At 70.1% G+C, this 16,112-nt stretch carries 13 protein-coding genes; 4 read left to right on the top strand and 9 right to left on the bottom strand.

The window, feature by feature from the left end:
• Positions 1–66: 66 nt before the first annotated feature.
• The gene (locus ABD345_RS22435) at positions 67–1,659 is read right to left on the bottom strand and encodes an MDR family MFS transporter (protein ID WP_344554336.1); all 1,593 of its coding nucleotides are present in this window, start codon (positions 1,657–1,659) and stop codon (positions 67–69) included.
• Positions 1,660–1,868: 209 nt separating this feature from the next.
• Here ABD345_RS22435 and ABD345_RS22430 point away from each other — a divergent pair, with 209 nt between their 5' ends.
• Complete coding sequence (locus tag ABD345_RS22430; protein WP_344554335.1) at positions 1,869–2,465, top strand: TetR/AcrR family transcriptional regulator; 597 nt, start codon at positions 1,869–1,871, stop codon at positions 2,463–2,465.
• A gap of 43 nt (positions 2,466–2,508) precedes the next feature.
• On the opposite strand, the gene ABD345_RS22425 is transcribed toward ABD345_RS22430, so the two are convergent.
• On the bottom strand, positions 2,509–3,582 hold the full coding sequence (locus tag ABD345_RS22425; RefSeq protein ID WP_344554333.1) for a M23 family metallopeptidase: 1,074 nt from the start codon (positions 3,580–3,582) through the stop codon (positions 2,509–2,511).
• Positions 3,583–3,922: 340 nt separating this feature from the next.
• Here ABD345_RS22425 and ABD345_RS22420 point away from each other — a divergent pair, with 340 nt between their 5' ends.
• Positions 3,923–5,029, top strand: coding sequence for a threonine aldolase family protein (locus ABD345_RS22420; protein WP_344554331.1), 1,107 nt, complete (start codon positions 3,923–3,925; stop codon positions 5,027–5,029).
• Positions 5,030–5,102: 73 nt separating this feature from the next.
• Here the strand turns inward: ABD345_RS22420 and ABD345_RS22415 are convergent, their stop codons facing one another.
• Positions 5,103–7,406 carry an immune inhibitor A domain-containing protein gene (locus tag ABD345_RS22415; RefSeq protein ID WP_344554330.1) on the bottom strand — a complete coding sequence of 768 codons (2,304 nt, stop codon included), beginning with the start codon at positions 7,404–7,406 and terminating at the stop codon, positions 5,103–5,105.
• Between the two features lie 415 nt (positions 7,407–7,821).
• Positions 7,822–10,341: an ATP-dependent Clp protease ATP-binding subunit gene (locus ABD345_RS22410; protein ID WP_033213778.1), complete on the bottom strand. Its 2,520-nt coding sequence runs from the start codon at positions 10,339–10,341 to the stop codon at positions 7,822–7,824.
• Between the two features lie 465 nt (positions 10,342–10,806).
• Between ABD345_RS22410 and ABD345_RS22405 the strand changes: the two genes are divergently transcribed.
• A complete protein-coding gene (locus ABD345_RS22405) occupies positions 10,807–11,238 on the top strand; it encodes a hypothetical protein (protein WP_344554328.1) in 432 nt (143 codons plus the stop codon).
• 33 nt (positions 11,239–11,271) lie between these two features.
• Here ABD345_RS22405 and ABD345_RS22400 read toward each other — a convergent pair whose 3' ends face one another.
• The 5 genes from ABD345_RS22400 to lysX all read right to left on the bottom strand — a co-directional run bounded on the left by ABD345_RS22400 (position 11,272) and on the right by lysX (position 14,519).
• The gene (locus ABD345_RS22400; protein WP_344554327.1) at positions 11,272–11,634 is read right to left on the bottom strand and encodes a histone-like nucleoid-structuring protein Lsr2; all 363 of its coding nucleotides are present in this window, start codon (positions 11,632–11,634) and stop codon (positions 11,272–11,274) included.
• Positions 11,635–11,738: 104 nt separating this feature from the next.
• On the bottom strand, positions 11,739–12,266 hold the full coding sequence (locus ABD345_RS22395) for an amino-acid N-acetyltransferase (RefSeq protein ID WP_344554325.1): 528 nt from the start codon (positions 12,264–12,266) through the stop codon (positions 11,739–11,741).
• An 11-nt stretch (positions 12,267–12,277) separates the two neighbouring features.
• A complete protein-coding gene (locus ABD345_RS22390) occupies positions 12,278–12,670 on the bottom strand; it encodes a BlaI/MecI/CopY family transcriptional regulator (RefSeq protein ID WP_344554323.1) in 393 nt (130 codons plus the stop codon).
• A 103-nt stretch (positions 12,671–12,773) separates the two neighbouring features.
• Complete coding sequence (locus tag ABD345_RS22385; RefSeq protein ID WP_344554322.1) at positions 12,774–12,926, bottom strand: hypothetical protein; 153 nt, start codon at positions 12,924–12,926, stop codon at positions 12,774–12,776.
• A 3-nt stretch (positions 12,927–12,929) separates the two neighbouring features.
• Positions 12,930–14,519: a bifunctional lysylphosphatidylglycerol synthetase/lysine--tRNA ligase LysX gene (lysX, locus tag ABD345_RS22380; RefSeq protein WP_425556862.1), complete on the bottom strand. Its 1,590-nt coding sequence runs from the start codon at positions 14,517–14,519 to the stop codon at positions 12,930–12,932.
• Between the two features lie 1,108 nt (positions 14,520–15,627).
• Between lysX and ABD345_RS22375 the strand changes: the two genes are divergently transcribed.
• The coding region (locus tag ABD345_RS22375; RefSeq protein ID WP_344554320.1) for a hypothetical protein at positions 15,628–16,112 on the top strand (485 nt) is incomplete at its 3' end.

The following is a 16,112-nucleotide window of genomic DNA, read 5'->3' as shown; positions in this document are numbered from 1 at the left end:
CGGAGCGCGCGAACGGCCCGGGACCGCGCGGTCCCGGGCCGTTCGCGTTTCAGGCCGCGGCGGGCCTCAGACCGCGCCCTCCAGGGCGGCCTCGGCCTTGGCCTCGGCGGCGTCCGCGCCACCGCGGAGCTTGACCTCGCGGATGAACAGCGAGGCGACGATGGCGACCACGCTGATCACGGTGCCCCACAGGAAGACGGTGTGCATCCCGTTGGCGATGCCGTGCTGGAGCACCGAGACCGCCTCGGGCGGCATGCTCTTCAGCGTCTCCGGGCTCATCGAGCCGGTGGACTCGCCGCCGGCCGGCATCCCGGCGTCCTTCAGGGTGTCGTTGAGCCGGTTGATGTAGAGCGTGCCGAACAGCGCCACGCCGAAGGAGCCGCCGATGGTGCGGAACAGGGTGGCGGAGGACGAGGCGACGCCCATGTCCTTCATCTCCACGCTGTTCTGCGCGACCAGCATGGTGACCTGCATCAGGAAGCCCATGCCGGCGCCGAGCACCACCATGTAGCAGGAGGAGGTGAAGCTCTTGGTGTCCACCGCGAGGGTGGACAGCAGCAGCGAGCCGCCGGCCATCACGGTGGTGCCGATGATCGGGAAGATCCGGTACTTGCCGGTCTTGGTGATGGCCTGGCCGACCACCAGCGAGACCACCAGCATGCCGAACATCATCGGCATCAGCAGCAGGCCGGAGTTGGTCGCCGAGGCGCCCTGCACGATCTGCTGGTAGGTGGGCAGGAAGGTCACCGCGCCGAACATCGCGAAACCGACGATGAAGCCGATGATCGAGACCATGGTGAAGTTCCGGTTGCGGAACAGCTTGAGCGGGATGATCGGCTCGGCGACCCGCTGCTCGACGTAGCAGAAGCCGATCAGCGAGGCGAGGCCGAGCGTGCCCAGGCCGAGGATCTGCTTCGAACCCCAGGCGTACTCGTGGCCGCCCCAGGTGGTGACCAGCACGGCCGAGACGATGCCGGTGGTGAGCAGCGCCGCGCCGAAGTAGTCGATCTTCGCGCTGGAGCGGATCTTGGGCAGCTTCAGCACGACGACGATGAAGACCAGCGCGATCGCGCCCAGCGGCAGGTTGACGTAGAACGTCCAGCGCCAGTTCAGGTGGTCGGTGATGAAGCCGCCGATCAGCGGGCCGCCGACGGTGGCCAGCGCCATCACGGCGGCGAACATGCCCTGGTACTTGCCGCGGTCGCGGGGCAGCACCAGCGCGCCCATGATCGACATCACGCCGACCATCAGGCCGCCGGCGCCCAGGCCCTGGACGGCGCGGAAGGCGATCAGCTGGGTCATGCTCTGCGACAGGCCGGACAGCGCCGAGCCGAGCAGGAAGATCGCGATCGAGACCAGGAACGAGCCCTTGCGGCCGTACAGGTCGCCGACCTTGCCCCAGATCGGGGTGGAGGCGGCGGTGGCCAGGGTGTAGGACGTCACCACCCAGGACATGTGCTCGGCGCCGTGCAGCTCGCCGACGATGGTGGGCATCGCGGTGCCGACGATCAGGTTGTCGAGCATGGCGAGCAGCATGGTGATGACCAGGCCGACCATCACCAGGCGGATCTCGCGGTGCGGGCGCTGCTCGAACTCGTCGGGCTTCCCGAGTTCGACGACGGGTTCCTCCGGAACCGCCGCTGACTGCTGGGTTGTCATGGTGCGTCTCTCCCGGGGCGCAGGTGCCGCGGGGTGCCGCGGCCATACTTACTTGACGACCGGCTAGTTAATCGCCGTCCGGCACGGTAAGTTGTTCCCTAGCCGGTCGTCAAGCCAGTTTCGGAACAGCGCCCCTGGGCAGGGACAATGCCAACAGAACCGGACCTTGACACCAGTCCGATCCCGCTCCCCGAGGCAGGCCGCCAGCGATGACCACCACCCAGAGCCCCCGCAGCGACACCAGAGCGCGGATCATCGACGTGGCCCTGGAGTTGTTCGCCGAGCACGGTTACGAGAAGACCTCGCTGCGGGAGATCGCCGACCGCCTCGGCGTCACCAAGGCGGCCCTCTACTACCACTTCAAGACCAAGGACGACATCGTCCGCGGCATCGTGGAGAAGATGGCCGCCCCGCTCGACGACGCCATCGCCTACGGCGAGGGCAAGCCCTGGTCGCCCGAGCTGCGCGACGAGCTGCTGCGCCGGTTCGCGACCGGGATGGGCGAGCGGGCCCCGCTGCTGCGCTTCTTCCACGAGAACCAGCCCGCGCTGCGGGAGTCCGCGGCCGGGCTGGCCTTCAAGGACCGGATGATCCGGATGATCAGCCTGCTGCACGGGCCGGAGCCGACCTTCCGCGACAAGCTGCGCGCCACCGTCGCGCTGACCTCGATGCACTCGGCGATGTTCCTGCTCAAGGCCGACATGTGCGAGCCCGGGGAGCCCGCCACCCCGGTCGAGGAGGCGATGGCCGCCGCGCTGGAGGTCGCCCTCGAAGTCGCCGCACGCATCGAGCCGCCCGCGCGGTAGGCGCGGACGGCTCGGGGCTGAGCGGCGGTACGGGGGCGGCGGATCAGAAGTTGTTCGCGCCGTGCTGCTTCAGGTAGGCGACCGGGTCGATCACCTTCGCGTACTGGTTGGCGGTGCGGATCTCGAAGTGCAGGTGCGGGCCGTGCGAGTTGCCGGTGTTGCCGGACTTGCCGACCTGCTGGCCCGCGTCCACGTGCTGCCCGGCCTTCACGCCCAGCTGCGACAGGTGCGCGTACTGGGCGAAGCGGCCGTCGGAGAGCTTCAGCACGATCTGGTTGCCGTAGGCGCCCGCGTAGCCGGAGGACACCACGGTGGCGTCGCCGACCGCCAGCACCGGGGTGCCGACCGAGACCGCGAAGTCGGTGCCGGTGTGGTAGCCGGCCGCGTACGCGGCGTTGGTCTTGTGGTACGGGTTGCTGATCGTCGCGCCCGGCGCGGGGGAGGACCAGGACGGCTTGGCCGGCTCGGGCGCCGGAGCCGGCGTCGGCTCGGCGGCCGGGGCGGCGGCCTGCTGCTGCTCGGCGGGCTGCTCGGCGGGAGCGGCGGCCTGCTCGGCCTGCGGCTGCTCCTGCTGCTGTCCGGCGTCCTGCTGCTGCTCGCCGCCCTGCTGGTCGGTGCTCTGCTGCTCGGCGTCCGCGTGCTCGGCCTCCGCGTGCTCGGCGTCCGCGTGCTCGTCGCTCTGCTGCTGCTCGGTGGCCAGCAGTTCGGTGCGCTGCTGGTCGCGGGAGGCCTGCTCGTCCTGCCGGGCCTGCGCGTCCTGGGCGCCGCCCTGCCCGCCGTCGCGCTCCAGGGAGGCGACGACGGCGGCCTTGGCGGTCTTGGCCTGCTCGCTCTCGGTCCCGCCCTGCACCGGCAGGCGGAAGTCCTGCGGCTGCGCGTGGGTGCCCTCGGCGGTGGCCGTGACCGTGTCGTGGCCGTCCGGGTGGGCGGACTGCGCGATGGCCTGTCCGGTCGGGATCAGCAGCGCACCGGCGGCGACCACCGCGACGCCGGAGGCGAGGGCCTTGGCCGGGGCGAGCCGGGCCGTGGTGAGCGGGCCGGCGGAGAGCACCGAGCGGACGTGGCGGGTGCTGACCGCCTGGAGAAGCCGGCGGCCGGTGGCGGGGAGAGAACGCATCGGGAGTCGGTACCTCACGGACGGGGCCAGTGCGGGGCCGAGCCGCTGGGGCTCGCCGAACTGGTGGAACGACTCCGGTGTAAACGACCCGGACGGGGAGGCCCAAGAGTGTGACCTACGACGGTCGGTAGTGCACAAGTCGGGCAAAAGGACCCTCCGGAGCAGTGGGCAACCCGGGTTTTCCCGCCCCAAACCTCCTATCCCGGGTCGTATGTCGGAAATATGCTGTGAGCAGCGCCACCGGCGACCGGTCGGTTTGGGCCCGAACCGGCCCGGGTACAACCCGCTGTCCAGTCCAGCTGCACCATCCGATCCACCGACCGTCGGAGATGATCAGCTGATGAACGACACCCCTGTTCTGGACCGCCGCTTCCGCACCCGCCGCCAGGCCGACCGCCTGCTCTCCGGCAGCCGCCCGCAGACCGTCCGCGAGGCGCTCACCGCACTGGCCGACCTGGCCGACGGCCCCCACCCGCTGGACGAACCCGTCGACATGTACGGCAACGGCATCGTCCGCACCCTGGAGCGCCGCACCGCCGAACTGCTCGGCAAGCCCGACGCCGCCTACTTCCCGACCGGGACGATGGCCCAGCAGGCCGCCCTGAAGACCTGGGCCGACACCCACGGCCCGGTGGTCGCCATGCACCCGCTGGCCCACCCCGAGGTGCACGAGCGCCGCGCCCACCAGGTCCTCTCCGGCCTGCGCAGCGTCCCGCAGACCGGCGCCCGGCGGCACCCGACCGCCGCCGAGCTGGCCGTCCTGGACGAGCCGTACGACGTGCTGATGCTGGAGCTGCCGCTGCGCGACGCCGGGTTCCTGCTGCCCGACTGGGCGGAGCTGGAGGCGCTGTACGAGCTGGCCGAGCGGCAGGGCCGCCCGGTCCACCTGGACGGCGCCCGGCTCTGGGAGTCCGCCCCGCACCTGGGCCGCACCCTGCCGGAGATCTGCGCCCGGGCCGGCTCGGTGTACGTCTCCTGCTACAAGTCGCTCGGCGGCCACAGCGGCGCCCTGGTGGCGGGCGAGGAGGAGTACGTCCGCCGGATCAAGGTCTGGCGGCACCGCTACGGCGGCAACCTCTGGCAGCAGTGGCCCGCCGCGCTCTCCGCGCTGGCCGGTCTGGAGCGCGAGCTGCCCCGGCTGCCCGGGTACGTGGCGCACGCCAAGCTGGTCGCCGCCGCGCTGGCCGAGGCCCCCGGCGCCCGGGTCCACCCCGCGCCGCCGCACACCCACCAGTTCCAGTTCTGGCTGCCGCACCCCGCCGACCGGCTCAACGAGGCCGGCTACCGGCAGGCCGAGGAGCAGGGCGTCGCGCTGTTCGGCGGCTGGCGCGAGCCCGGCCCGCAGCCGGGGCTGTCGATGACCGAGGTGACGGTGCTCGCCGACGGGGCCGGGTGGAGCGCCAAGGAGGTCACCGAGGCGCTGGAGTCCTTCCTCGCCCTGCTCTGAGCCCGCCCCGGAACGGCGCGGGGCCCCGGCGGTTCGGAAACCGCCGGGGCCCCGCCGTGCTACCGATCAGGCGTCACTTCCGGACGGGAGAGACCTTGATCATGGCTTCCAGGTCGTTGTGCGACTGCCACAGCACCTCGATCTGGGTGCGGGTGTCCGGGACCTGCACGCCGCTGTACGGGTTCTCGCTGAACCAGTACTTGGTGGTGTGGTCGTTGAAGACCGTCACCCCGCGCGAGCTCGGGATCTTGGTGAGCGCGTCGGCCTTGTGCAGGTTCAGGCCGTCGGTGCGCTCGGAGCCGAAGGTCGCGTCGTACGACTGGAAGCGCGGACGCATCAGCGTGCCGTCGTTCCACTTGATCGGCGCCGGGTGGGCGTCGACCGGCAGGATCAGGCCCTGGCCCGGGTGGTTGGCCACGTTGTTGTCGGACTGAGAGGAGTCCCACAGCCAGATCAGGACGCCGTTCTGGTTGGCGTAGTGCTCCACCCAGTCCGGACGCGCGGCCGAGCCGAAGTTGTACGGGCCGGTCTTCAGCGTGGTGTCGTACGAGACGTACTGGCGGTTCTCGATCAGGTAGTGCTGGTCGTAGTCCTTGGCGAACTTGCCGGAGATCCGGGAGAAGCCCGCGGCGGTCCAGCCGTTGTCGCCGTTCTCGGCGCCGTCGGTGAACAGGGCCGCGCCGTTCGCGGTCACCGCGATGTTGTCCAGGGCCAGGCCCTTGTAGTGGACGCCGCCGTCGGTGGTGTTGCGGAAGCGGATCTTGACGGCCTGCCCGGCGTACGCGTCCAGCGGGAAGGACAGGTCGCCCCACGCGCCGTTCGTGCTGCCGTTGATGGCACTGTCCGGCAGCGCGGCGCCGTTGAAGGTGCCGGCCAGCGCGGTCCAGTTCTTGCCACCGTCGGTGGAGACCTCGGCGTACGCGTAGTCGTAGTCCGTCTCCAGCTCGTACCAGGCCTTCGCGGTCAGCGTGGCCGAGCTCTTGCCGGTCAGGTCGAGGTCACGGGTCAGCGTGACGTTCAGGTCGTCGGCGCTGCCGCTCCACCACTCGTTGCCACCCTCGAACGGGGTGTTGATCTCGGTGGTGACGGTCTTGGCCGGCAGGTTGACGACCAGGCCCTGCTTGCGCTTGGTGTTGTACTCGACCGGGCCGAGCAGCGACAGCGAGGTCTGGCCCGCCTTGGCGGTGTCGTAGTTCAGCCAGCCCAGCTTGAGCTTCGACCAGACGTCCAGGTCGTTCGGCATGTCGCCGATCTCGTTCTTGCCCTCGCCCAGCCAGGAGCCGGAGGACATCAGCGACCAGAAGCCGACCGAGTTGTCGACGCCGGGGGTGCCGGTGGTGTCGTACAGGTCCGGCAGGCCGAGGTCGTGGCCGTACTCGTGGGCGAACACGCCCAGGCCGCCGTTCTCCGGCTGCATGGTGTAGTCGCCGACCCACAGGCCGGTGGCGCCGATCTGGGTGCCGCCGAGCTTGTTGTCGTCCGGGCCGGTCTTGCCGGCCTGGTTGGCGTACACGTAGGAGCGGTGCGCCCACAGCGCGTCGGTGCCCTGGACGCCGCCGCCGGCCGACTGGTCCTCACCGGCGTGGACGATCTGGAAGTGGTCCAGGTAGCCGTCCGGCTCGTTGAAGTTGCCGTCGCCGTCGTAGTCGTAGCGGTCCCACTGGTCGTACTGCGCCAGGTCGGCCTTGATCTGGGCGTCGGTGCGGCCCTTGGCCTTCTGGTCGGCGACCCAGGCGTTGATGCCGTCGCGGATCAGGTCCTGCGCGTTGGCGCAGACGTGCTGGCCGCAGTAGTCCGAGCCGTAGCGGGCCTCGTTCCAGGGCACCCGCACCCAGTCGGTGACCAGGCCGTCGACCGAGTACCGGCCGGAGGACTGGCGCTCGTAGTACGTCTTCAGCGAAGGCTTGTCCTTCGCGAAGTAGATGTCCTGGTAGTGCGCCTGGTTGTAGTCCGCCTGCCAGGCCGTCGAGTTGTCGTTCTTGCGGTCCGGGGCGGCGATCTGGTTGCGCGCCGGGCCCGGGGTGCCGCCGTACTTGACCTTGCCGTCGGCGGTCGTGGTGGTGTTGTCCACCTGGTCGCCGAAGTCGACGAGGATCGTGAAGATCTTGTCGGTGCGCTCGCGGGAGAGCTCGACGTACTTGTCGCGGCCGAGCTTGATCGAGGAGCCGTTGCCGTGCTTCTCGACCTTGGCGGTGCCGTTGACCAGCTGCTCCACCGCGGCGGTCTGCTCGGCCTGCTGCTTGGCGGCGAGCGGGCTCTGCAGTTCGCGCGGAACGCTGTCGTTCTGGATGACGTCGGCCGGGTCAGTGATCGTCGTGGTCGCCGGGGCGGCGGTCGCCGTGCCCGGGAGCAGTCCGGCGCCCAGTGCGGCGGTCACCGCGACGGCGGCGGAAGCCGCGACAGCCCTCTTGGTTATTTTCAACGTGGTGACGTCCTCCCCTTACCGGTGGGGCTGGTGGCCGGACCGGTGAACCAATGCAAGACAGGTGGACGACATTTGACCCAAGGTCCGGTAAAAAAGAAAGACCTTGACCATGGCATGGCCACGCCGCTATGCTCCCGCAACTCGTATCGCCTGACGATCCGTCAATCTACCTGCGCGTCCTGCCCGGCAAGGGTCGATCGTGCCCGCACCGCGCCGTGTCGCACCCGTTCGGCGGCCCCGCGGCCCCGCATTCACAGCACACGGAAACCTAAACAGTTTTTCAACTGAAAAGCCGGACACGAAAAAGCCTCCGCCCCCGACCTGGCCAGGTCGGGGGCGGAGGCTTGCGAAACGCTTTGTGCTGCTATTACTTCGTCAGATCCGGACCGGCCGCCGAGACCGCCGCCGGAGTGTCCGCCACCGGGGACTTCTCCTCGCCGCGGAAGGTGAACTTGGCTTCCTTGCCCTCGCCCTCCACGCCGACGACCACGATGTGGCCCGACCGCAGCTCACCGAACAGGATCTTCTCGGACAGGTGGTCCTCGATCTCCCGCTGGATCGTGCGGCGCAGCGGACGCGCGCCCAGGATCGGGTCGTAGCCGCGCTTGGCCAGCAGGCTCTTGGCCTCCGGGCTGAGCTCGATGCCCATGTCCCGGTCCTTCATCCGCTGGTCGACCCGGGCGATCATCAGGTCGACGATCTCGATGATGTTCGCCTCGGACAGCTGGTGGAAGACCACGATGTCGTCGACGCGGTTGAGGAACTCGGGGCGGAAGTGCTGCTTGAGCTCCTCGCCGACCTTCGCCTTCATCCGCTCGTAGCCGGCCTGGACGTCACCCGTGGCCGCGAAGCCCAGGTTGAAGCCCTTGGAGATGTCCCGGGTGCCGAGGTTGGTGGTCATGATGATGACCGTGTTCTTGAAGTCCACGACCCGGCCCTGGGAGTCGGTCAGGCGACCGTCCTCCAGGATCTGCAGCAGCGAGTTGAAGATGTCCGGGTGGGCCTTCTCGACCTCGTCGAAGAGGACGACGGAGAACGGCTTGCGGCGCACCTTCTCGGTGAGCTGGCCGCCCTCCTCGTAGCCCACGTACCCGGGCGGGGAGCCGAACAGCCGGGAGACGGTGTGCTTCTCCGAGAACTCGGACATGTCGAGCGCGATCAGCGCGTCCTCGTCCCCGAACAGGAACTCCGCCAGGGTCTTGGACAGCTCGGTCTTACCGACGCCGGACGGGCCGGCGAAGATGAACGAGCCGCCGGGGCGCTTCGGGTCCTTGAGGCCGGCCCGGGTGCGGCGGATCGCCTGGGAGAGCGCCTTGATGGCGTCCTCCTGGCCGATGACCCGCTTGTGCAGCTCGTCCTCCATGCGCAGCAGGCGCGAGGACTCCTCCTCGGTCAGCTTGAAGACCGGGATGCCGGTGGCGGTGGCCAGGACCTCGGCGATGAGCTCCTCGTCCACCTCGGCCACGACGTCCATGTCGCCGGCCTTCCACTCCTTCTCCCGCTTGGCCTTCGCCTGGAGCAGCTGCTTCTCGTTGTCGCGCAGCGACGCGGCCTTCTCGAAGTCCTGCGCGTCGATCGCGGACTCCTTCTCCCGGCGCACCTCGGCGATCTTCTCGTCGAACTCGCGCAGGTCCGGCGGCGCGGTCATCCGGCGGATGCGCATCCGGGAACCGGCCTCGTCGATCAGGTCGATCGCCTTGTCCGGCAGGAAGCGGTCCGAGATGTACCGGTCGGCCAGGGTGGCGGCGGCGACCAGGGCGGCGTCGGTGATCGAGACGCGGTGGTGCGCCTCGTACCGGTCGCGCAGGCCCTTGAGGATCTCGATGGTGTGCGGGAGCGAGGGCTCGGCGACCTGGATCGGCTGGAAGCGGCGCTCCAGCGCGGCGTCCTTCTCCAGGTGCTTGCGGTACTCGTCCAGCGTGGTGGCGCCGATCGTCTGCAGCTCACCGCGGGCCAGCATCGGCTTCAGGATGGAGGCGGCGTCGATCGCGCCCTCGGCGGCGCCCGCGCCGACCAGGGTGTGCAGCTCGTCGATGAACAGGATGATGTCGCCGCGGGTGCGGATCTCCTTGAGTACCTTCTTCAGGCGCTCCTCGAAGTCACCGCGGTAGCGCGAACCGGCCACCAGGGCGCCGAGGTCGAGGGTGTAGAGCTGCTTGTCCTTCAGCGTCTCCGGGACCTCGCCCTTGACGATCGCCTGGGCCAGGCCCTCGACGACGGCGGTCTTGCCGACGCCGGGCTCGCCGATCAGCACCGGGTTGTTCTTGGTGCGGCGGGACAGCACCTGCATGACCCGCTCGATCTCCTTCTCGCGCCCGATCACCGGGTCGAGCTTGGCCTCGCGGGCGGCCTGCGTCAGGTTGCGGCCGAACTGGTCGAGCACCAGGGAGGTGGAGGGGGTGCCCTCGGCCGGGCCGCCGGCGGTGGCGGACTCCTTGCCGCTGCCGGTCTGGTAGCCCGACAGCAGCTGGATCACCTGCTGGCGCACCCGGTTGAGGTCGGCGCCGAGCTTCACCAGGACCTGGGCGGCGACGCCCTCGCCCTCGCGGATCAGGCCGAGCAGGATGTGCTCGGTGCCGATGTAGTTGTGGCCGAGCTGGAGGGCCTCGCGGAGCGACAGCTCCAGGACCTTCTTCGCCCGGGGGGTGAAGGGGATGTGGCCGGACGGGGCCTGCTGGCCCTGGCCGATGATCTCCTCCACCTGCTGGCGGACCGCCTCGAGCGAGATGCCGAGGCTCTCCAGCGCCTTTGCGGCGACACCCTCGCCCTCGTGGATCAGGCCCAGGAGGATGTGCTCGGTGCCGATGTAGTTGTGGTTGAGCATCCGGGCTTCTTCCTGTGCCAGGACGACAACCCGCCGCGCGCGGTCGGTGAACCTCTCGAACATCGTTAATCGCTCCTCAGAGCGGTCGGTCAGTTCGGGGGCCGTCCCCGCCCTGTCCTTCCGCATGCTAGTCCCGCTCAGCAGCGCGGCTACGGAACTCCCACGGAGCGGGAGCAACATGCTGCGCGACCAGCCGACACCTTTCCCAACCTGATGCTGGGAGACGGTGTTCCCAGCGGCGGGCCCGATGCACCGGATCCCGCTACGCCAACGGCGAACACGGTTCGGTGGAACCGGTCCACCGGCCCGCGGCGTGCTGCGTCCGGGCTCGTGCGACCCCGTCCACCAGCATTCATACCCGGTAATCCGGCGGGTTTCGCGCGGTTTCCACGGGGTGCTTGTTCGCCTGGCGAGAAGTCCGCCGACCCGGCCCCGGGGATGACGGGCCGTCAGGTCGGCCGCGGGTGGCGTACCGCCGTACCGGTGGCGGCCGCGTGACCGCCCGGCCCCTCCAGCGTTGCACAGGTCGTGACCCGTCCGCCGCCGGCCGTCCCGGCCGCACCGCCCGCCGTCGCGGTCTGGCGCGGATCGGACCGGGTGACCGTGCCGCTGGGACCGGGGCGGGCCGCCCTGGGCCGCCTGGAGCGGCTCGGGCACGGCACCGGGCCGGTGCTGCGGGAGGCCGGCCTGGCCGTCTTCCTGCTCGCCCCCGGAACCGCCGAGCCGGTGCCCGAACTGCTCGGCTGGCTCGGCTGGGGCCCGGAGCTGCGGCTGCCCATCGAGGCCCGTGCGGCGCACCCGGGAGACCCCCGGGTGCCCGGGCCGCGGACCGCGCGGTGGCTGCGGGCCGGGACCGGACGCCCCGCCCTCGACCTGCGCTCGCCCGGTCTGCTCTGCCTGCTGGACGCCCTGGCGGACGCCTGCGCGCGGGAGCGGCTGGGTCTGCCGCCCGCCCGCTGAGGGCCGCTCGGGCCCCGCTCGCGCCCCGCTCGGTCAGGAGGCGTGGGCCCGCTCGTACGCCTCGCGCACGTTGCTCGGGACGCGGCCGCGGTCGTTGACCGGGTGGCCGTTCTCCTTCGCCCAGGTGCGGATCTTGGCGGTGTCGGCCTGGCCCGCCGCGGCGGCCCGCCCGGCGCTCCGGCCGCCACCGCTGCCGCCGCGGCGGGGGGCGGTCAGCCGGCCGCTCTGCTTGCGGCCCTTCTCGACGTACGGGGCGAGCAGGCCGCGGAGCTTGTCCGCGTTGTCGCTCTTCAGGTCGATCTCGTAGGCCACGCCGTCCAGCGCGAACGTCACCGTCTCGTCCGCGGATCCGCCGTCGAGATCGTCTTCCAGAATCACCTGAACCCTCTGTGCCACGGGCTTCCCTTTCCGCGATAACGATCCATTGCCTAGAGAAAGGAAAGCGTCTTTCACCGGAAAACACAAACCCCTGTGTCGCAGGTCGCGTCAGCGGGCATGTCTCACAGGTGCAGCAGCATCCGCGAGTTGCCCAGCGTGTTCGGCTTCACCCGCTCCAGGTCGAGGAACTCGGCGACGCCTTCGTCGTACGAGCGCAGGAGTTCTTCATAGACTTCCGTGGCCACGGCCGCCGGGTCTGCCGTACGATCGTCGTTTTCGCCGATCTCGACGAAGCCGTGTTTCGAGAAGAACGGAACCTCGAACGTCAGGCAGAAAATCCGACGGACGCCGAGCCAGCGCGCGGTCTCCAGCAGCTTGTCGAGCAGCTGGTGCCCGATACCGAGCCCCTTGCAGACCGGGTCCACCGCCAGGGTGCGCACCTCGGCGAGGTCCTCCCACATCACGTGGAGGGCGCCGCAGGCCACCACCCGGCCGTCCTGGTCGCGTTCGGCGACCCAGAACTCCTGGACGGATTCGAACAGGGTGACGGTCGGCTTGTCGAGCAGAATGCCGTTGCGGGAGTAGGTGTCGATGAGCCGGCGGATGGCCCGCACGTCGGTGGTCCGCGCACGGCGGATGGTGACCTCCATGCCGGGGAACGTTATCGTGCCGCGGGCGGTGGGGTCTCCTCGGTGTCGACGCCCGCCACCCGCAGCGCGTCGCGCAGCCACTCGCGCTGTTCCGGCGACATCATCCCGAAGAAGTGCACCAGGGCGGCGGCCGGATTGTCGCTCGTCGCCCAGGCGTCGTTCATCAGCGCCGCGGTGTACGCCTCCCGGGAGGAGACCGGCTCATATCGGTATGCGCGGCCGGTGCGCTCCCGGCGCACCCAGCCCTTTCGATAGAGCTTGTCCAGCACCGTCATCACGGTGGTGTACGCGATTTCGCGTTCCGACCGCAGATCCTGCAGAACCTCCCGGACGGTGACGGGGCGGTTCCACTGCCACACCCGGGTCATGATGTCGTTCTCAAGTTCTCCGAGTTGCCGCACCATAGTGCCGCCAAGGATAGGACCGATGCGGACAAATGGCGGCAAACGGCAAACGCCCGGCGCGCCGTTCCCCGGAGGGGGGAGCGGCGCGCCGGGCGGGATACCGCTATTCGGCGGGGGAACGCGACGCCATGGCCTCGGCCACCGCGTCCTCCTTCGACTTCTGGGCGCCGCCCTGGCTGCGGATGATGGCCCGCACCAGGAAGGCGAAACCGATCGCCATCACCAGCGGCGGGACGATCGCGCTGACGTACTCCATCGGTTACTCCTCGGTCGTGTCGGACTCGGCCGCGTCGGCGGCCTTTTCGTTCCTGGCGTCGCTCTTCGCGGCCTTTTCCGGCTTCACGAGGGGGAAGAGCACCGTTTCGCGGATGTTCTTGCCGGTGAGCAGCATGATCAGGCGGTCCACGCCCAGGCCGAGGCCGCCGGTGGGCGGCATCGCGTACTCCAGGGCGCGCAGGAAGTCCTCGTCCACCTGCATCGCCTCGACGTCGCCGCCGGCCGCCAGCAGGGACTGCGCGGTGAGCCGGGCGCGCTGCTCGACCGGGTCGATCAGCTCGGAGTAGGCGGTGCCCAGCTCGGTGCCGAAGATCACCAGGTCCCACTTCTCGGCGACGCCCTCGATCGAGCGGTGCTGGCGGGTCAGCGGGGAGACCGAGGTCGGGTAGTCCTTGATGAAGGTGGGCTTGATCGCGTGGTGCTCCAGCAGGCGCTCGATCAGCTCCAGGACGATCTGGCCGTGGTCCCACTTCGGGTCCAGGTACTGGTCCAGGTCGTGCTCCTTGGCCAGCGCCCGCAGCTCCTCGACCGAGGTGGCGGGGGTGACCTCGGTGCCCAGGCGGGCGGAGATGCCCGGGTAGACCGAGACCTCCTGCCAGGGCTCGGCCAGGTCGATCTCGTGCTCGGTGCCGTCCGGGCCGACGCCCTTGACCACGGTGGTGCCCAGCGCGTCCCGGGCGGCGTTGACGACGATCTCCCGGATCAGCTCGGCCTGGGTGTCGTAGTCGCCGTACGCCTCGTACGACTCCAGGGCGGTGAACTCCGGGTTGTGGGTGGCGTCGGCGCCCTCGTTGCGGAAGTTCCGGTTGATCTCGAAGACCTTCTCGGCGCCGCCGACCACCAGGCGCTTGAGGTACAGCTCGGTGGCGATGCGCAGGTACAGGTCGATGTCGTACGCGTTGATGTGCGTGACGAACGGGCGGGCGTTGGCGCCGCCGTGGATCGGCTGCAGCATCGGGGTCTCGACCTCTAGGTAGCCGCGGTCCTCGTAGGTGCGGCGGATCGAGCGGATCACCTTGGTGCGCAGCTGCAGCATCTCGCGCGCCTCGGGGTTGACGATCAGGTCCACGTACCGCTGGCGGACCCGGGCCTCCGGGTCGTTCAGGCCCTTGTGCTTGTCGGGCAGCGGGCGCAGGCACTTCGCCGTGAGCTCCCAGCGGTCGACCATCACGCTGAGCTCGCCGCGCTTGGAGGTGATCACCTCGCCCTCGACGCCGACCTGGTCGCCGAGGTCGATGTCGCCCTTCCAGGCGGCCAGCCGCTCGGCGCCCAGCTTGTCCAGGGACAGCATCACCTGGAGGTCGCCGGAGCCGTCGCGCAGGGTGGCGAAGCAGAGCTTGCCGCCGGTGCGGGCCAGGACCACCCGGCCGGTGATGCCGACCCGCTCGCCGGTGGCGGTGTCCGGGGCCAGGTCGGGGTGCTTGGCGCGGAGGTCCGCGATGGTGGTGGTGCGGGGGAAACCGACCGGGTACGGGTCGATGCCGGCCGCCCGGAGCCGGTCCAGCTTCTCGCGCCGGACGCGCATCTGCTCGGGAAGGTCGTCGGTCGCGGGGAGAGTGCTCTGATCGCTCACCCCACCAGGGTAGCCAGGCTCACGGCCTGCTCCGCCACGGGATATCCGGGCGGCCGCGGACGTGCCGACCCCTCGGCGGCGGGTGACGGCGACCACGCCGCCGCCGAGGACGACGGCGCCGGTTCCCGGGCCGAGCGAGGTGCCGATGCCCTGGCCGCCAACGGTCGTGCCGGAGCCGGAGCCGGCACTGTCACTGGTGCTCGGGCTCGACGACGCCGCGGCCGGCGAGGCGCCCGGGGTGGCGAGGCGGACCCGGACGGGGTGGAGCCGCCGGGCCGTTGTTCGGCCGCGCCGACGGTCGACCCGCCCTGCTTCTTGCCCGCTTCGGGGCCCGGCTGCCGGAGGCGGCGAAGTCCGCGGTGCAAGGAGAGCTCCATCCTGACGGTGAAGGTGAGGTGGGGCCGGGAGACGGGGAGTCGGCCCCGGCCGGTGATCTCGGTCAGCGGCTTCCGGGCGTCGCCGGGCTCGGGTCCTCGGTGCGCGGAGTACCGGAGTGCGGGGCCGCTATGGCCCGGTTCGGCGCATCAGTAGGGGTTCAGGGGTTTTGCTAGGGCGAACCGCATTTTGTGCGAATTGATTTGCCAACTCTGTGACGCTCCGATTTTCGCGGCAGTGGGCTTGGGAATGAAATGGTCCATTTGCGTGGATTTGGTGTAACGAAAACGTGACCATGGCGAAGGGTTCAAGAATCTCCCTGGTGGGATTGATGGGTGTACACGTATCTTCATAAGGAGGTCTCATGGGGAATAGAAAACTCCGCTTGCGAGGGGGAAGGCCGGGAGGCTCCTCGCGGCGGGCGACGTTATCCCTGTTCACAGGGGTTGCGTTGCTCTCCGGACTGCTCCCTGCTGTGGCGATGGCCACTCCGGCGACCGAGCCGAAGGCACCTGCGGTGCCGAAAACGGAACAGATTCCGCACGGCTGGGCAGAGCCAGTGAATCCGCCCGCCCCGGCAGTTTTCGCCAAATACGATCCAAGGGTCGCATCGCAGCTCCCGGTGGCGGAATCCGCAGTGGTGGACCTGGGAGGAGCGGCTTCTTTCGGGGGCGGCGGGAAAACACTTCTGGCAGGTACCGGCCGCGGTTCCTTCCGCGCCGGGAATTCGCCGGTGGTGCTCGCACCGGTCACCGGCGCCGCCCGGAAGGCGGGCTCTCCCACCAAGGTGCGGGTCGAGTTGGCGGACCAGTCCGTCGCGCGGCGCGCGGGTGTGCACGGCGTGCTGTTCTCGCTGGGCGGGGAGGAGGGCGCGGGGGCGGTGGACGTCAAGGTCGATCCGTCGTCGTTCCGGGCGGCCTTCGGTGGTGACTACGCGGCGCGGCTGCGGCTGGTGCGGCTGCCGGCGTGCGTGCTGACCACGCCGGAGCGGGCGGAGTGCCAGGCGCAGTCGCCGGTGGAGGCGGTGCCGGAGGTTCCGTTGTCGGCCCGGGTGGACCTGTCGGCGGCGGCGGGGGAGGGCGGGGCGGGGCTCCGGCTGTCGTCGCTGGAGTCGACCCCGGCCGGTTCCGGTTCCGGTTCCGGGGCGATGGTGCTGGCCGCGACCTCGGCGCCGGACGGGTCGTCGGGTTCGTACTCGGCGACCACGCTGTCGCCGAC

This window comes from Kitasatospora saccharophila, from assembly GCF_039529925.1.
Classification (GTDB): domain Bacteria; phylum Actinomycetota; class Actinomycetes; order Streptomycetales; family Streptomycetaceae; genus Kitasatospora; species Kitasatospora saccharophila.
This window is presented reverse-complemented; position numbering and strand designations above follow the sequence as displayed.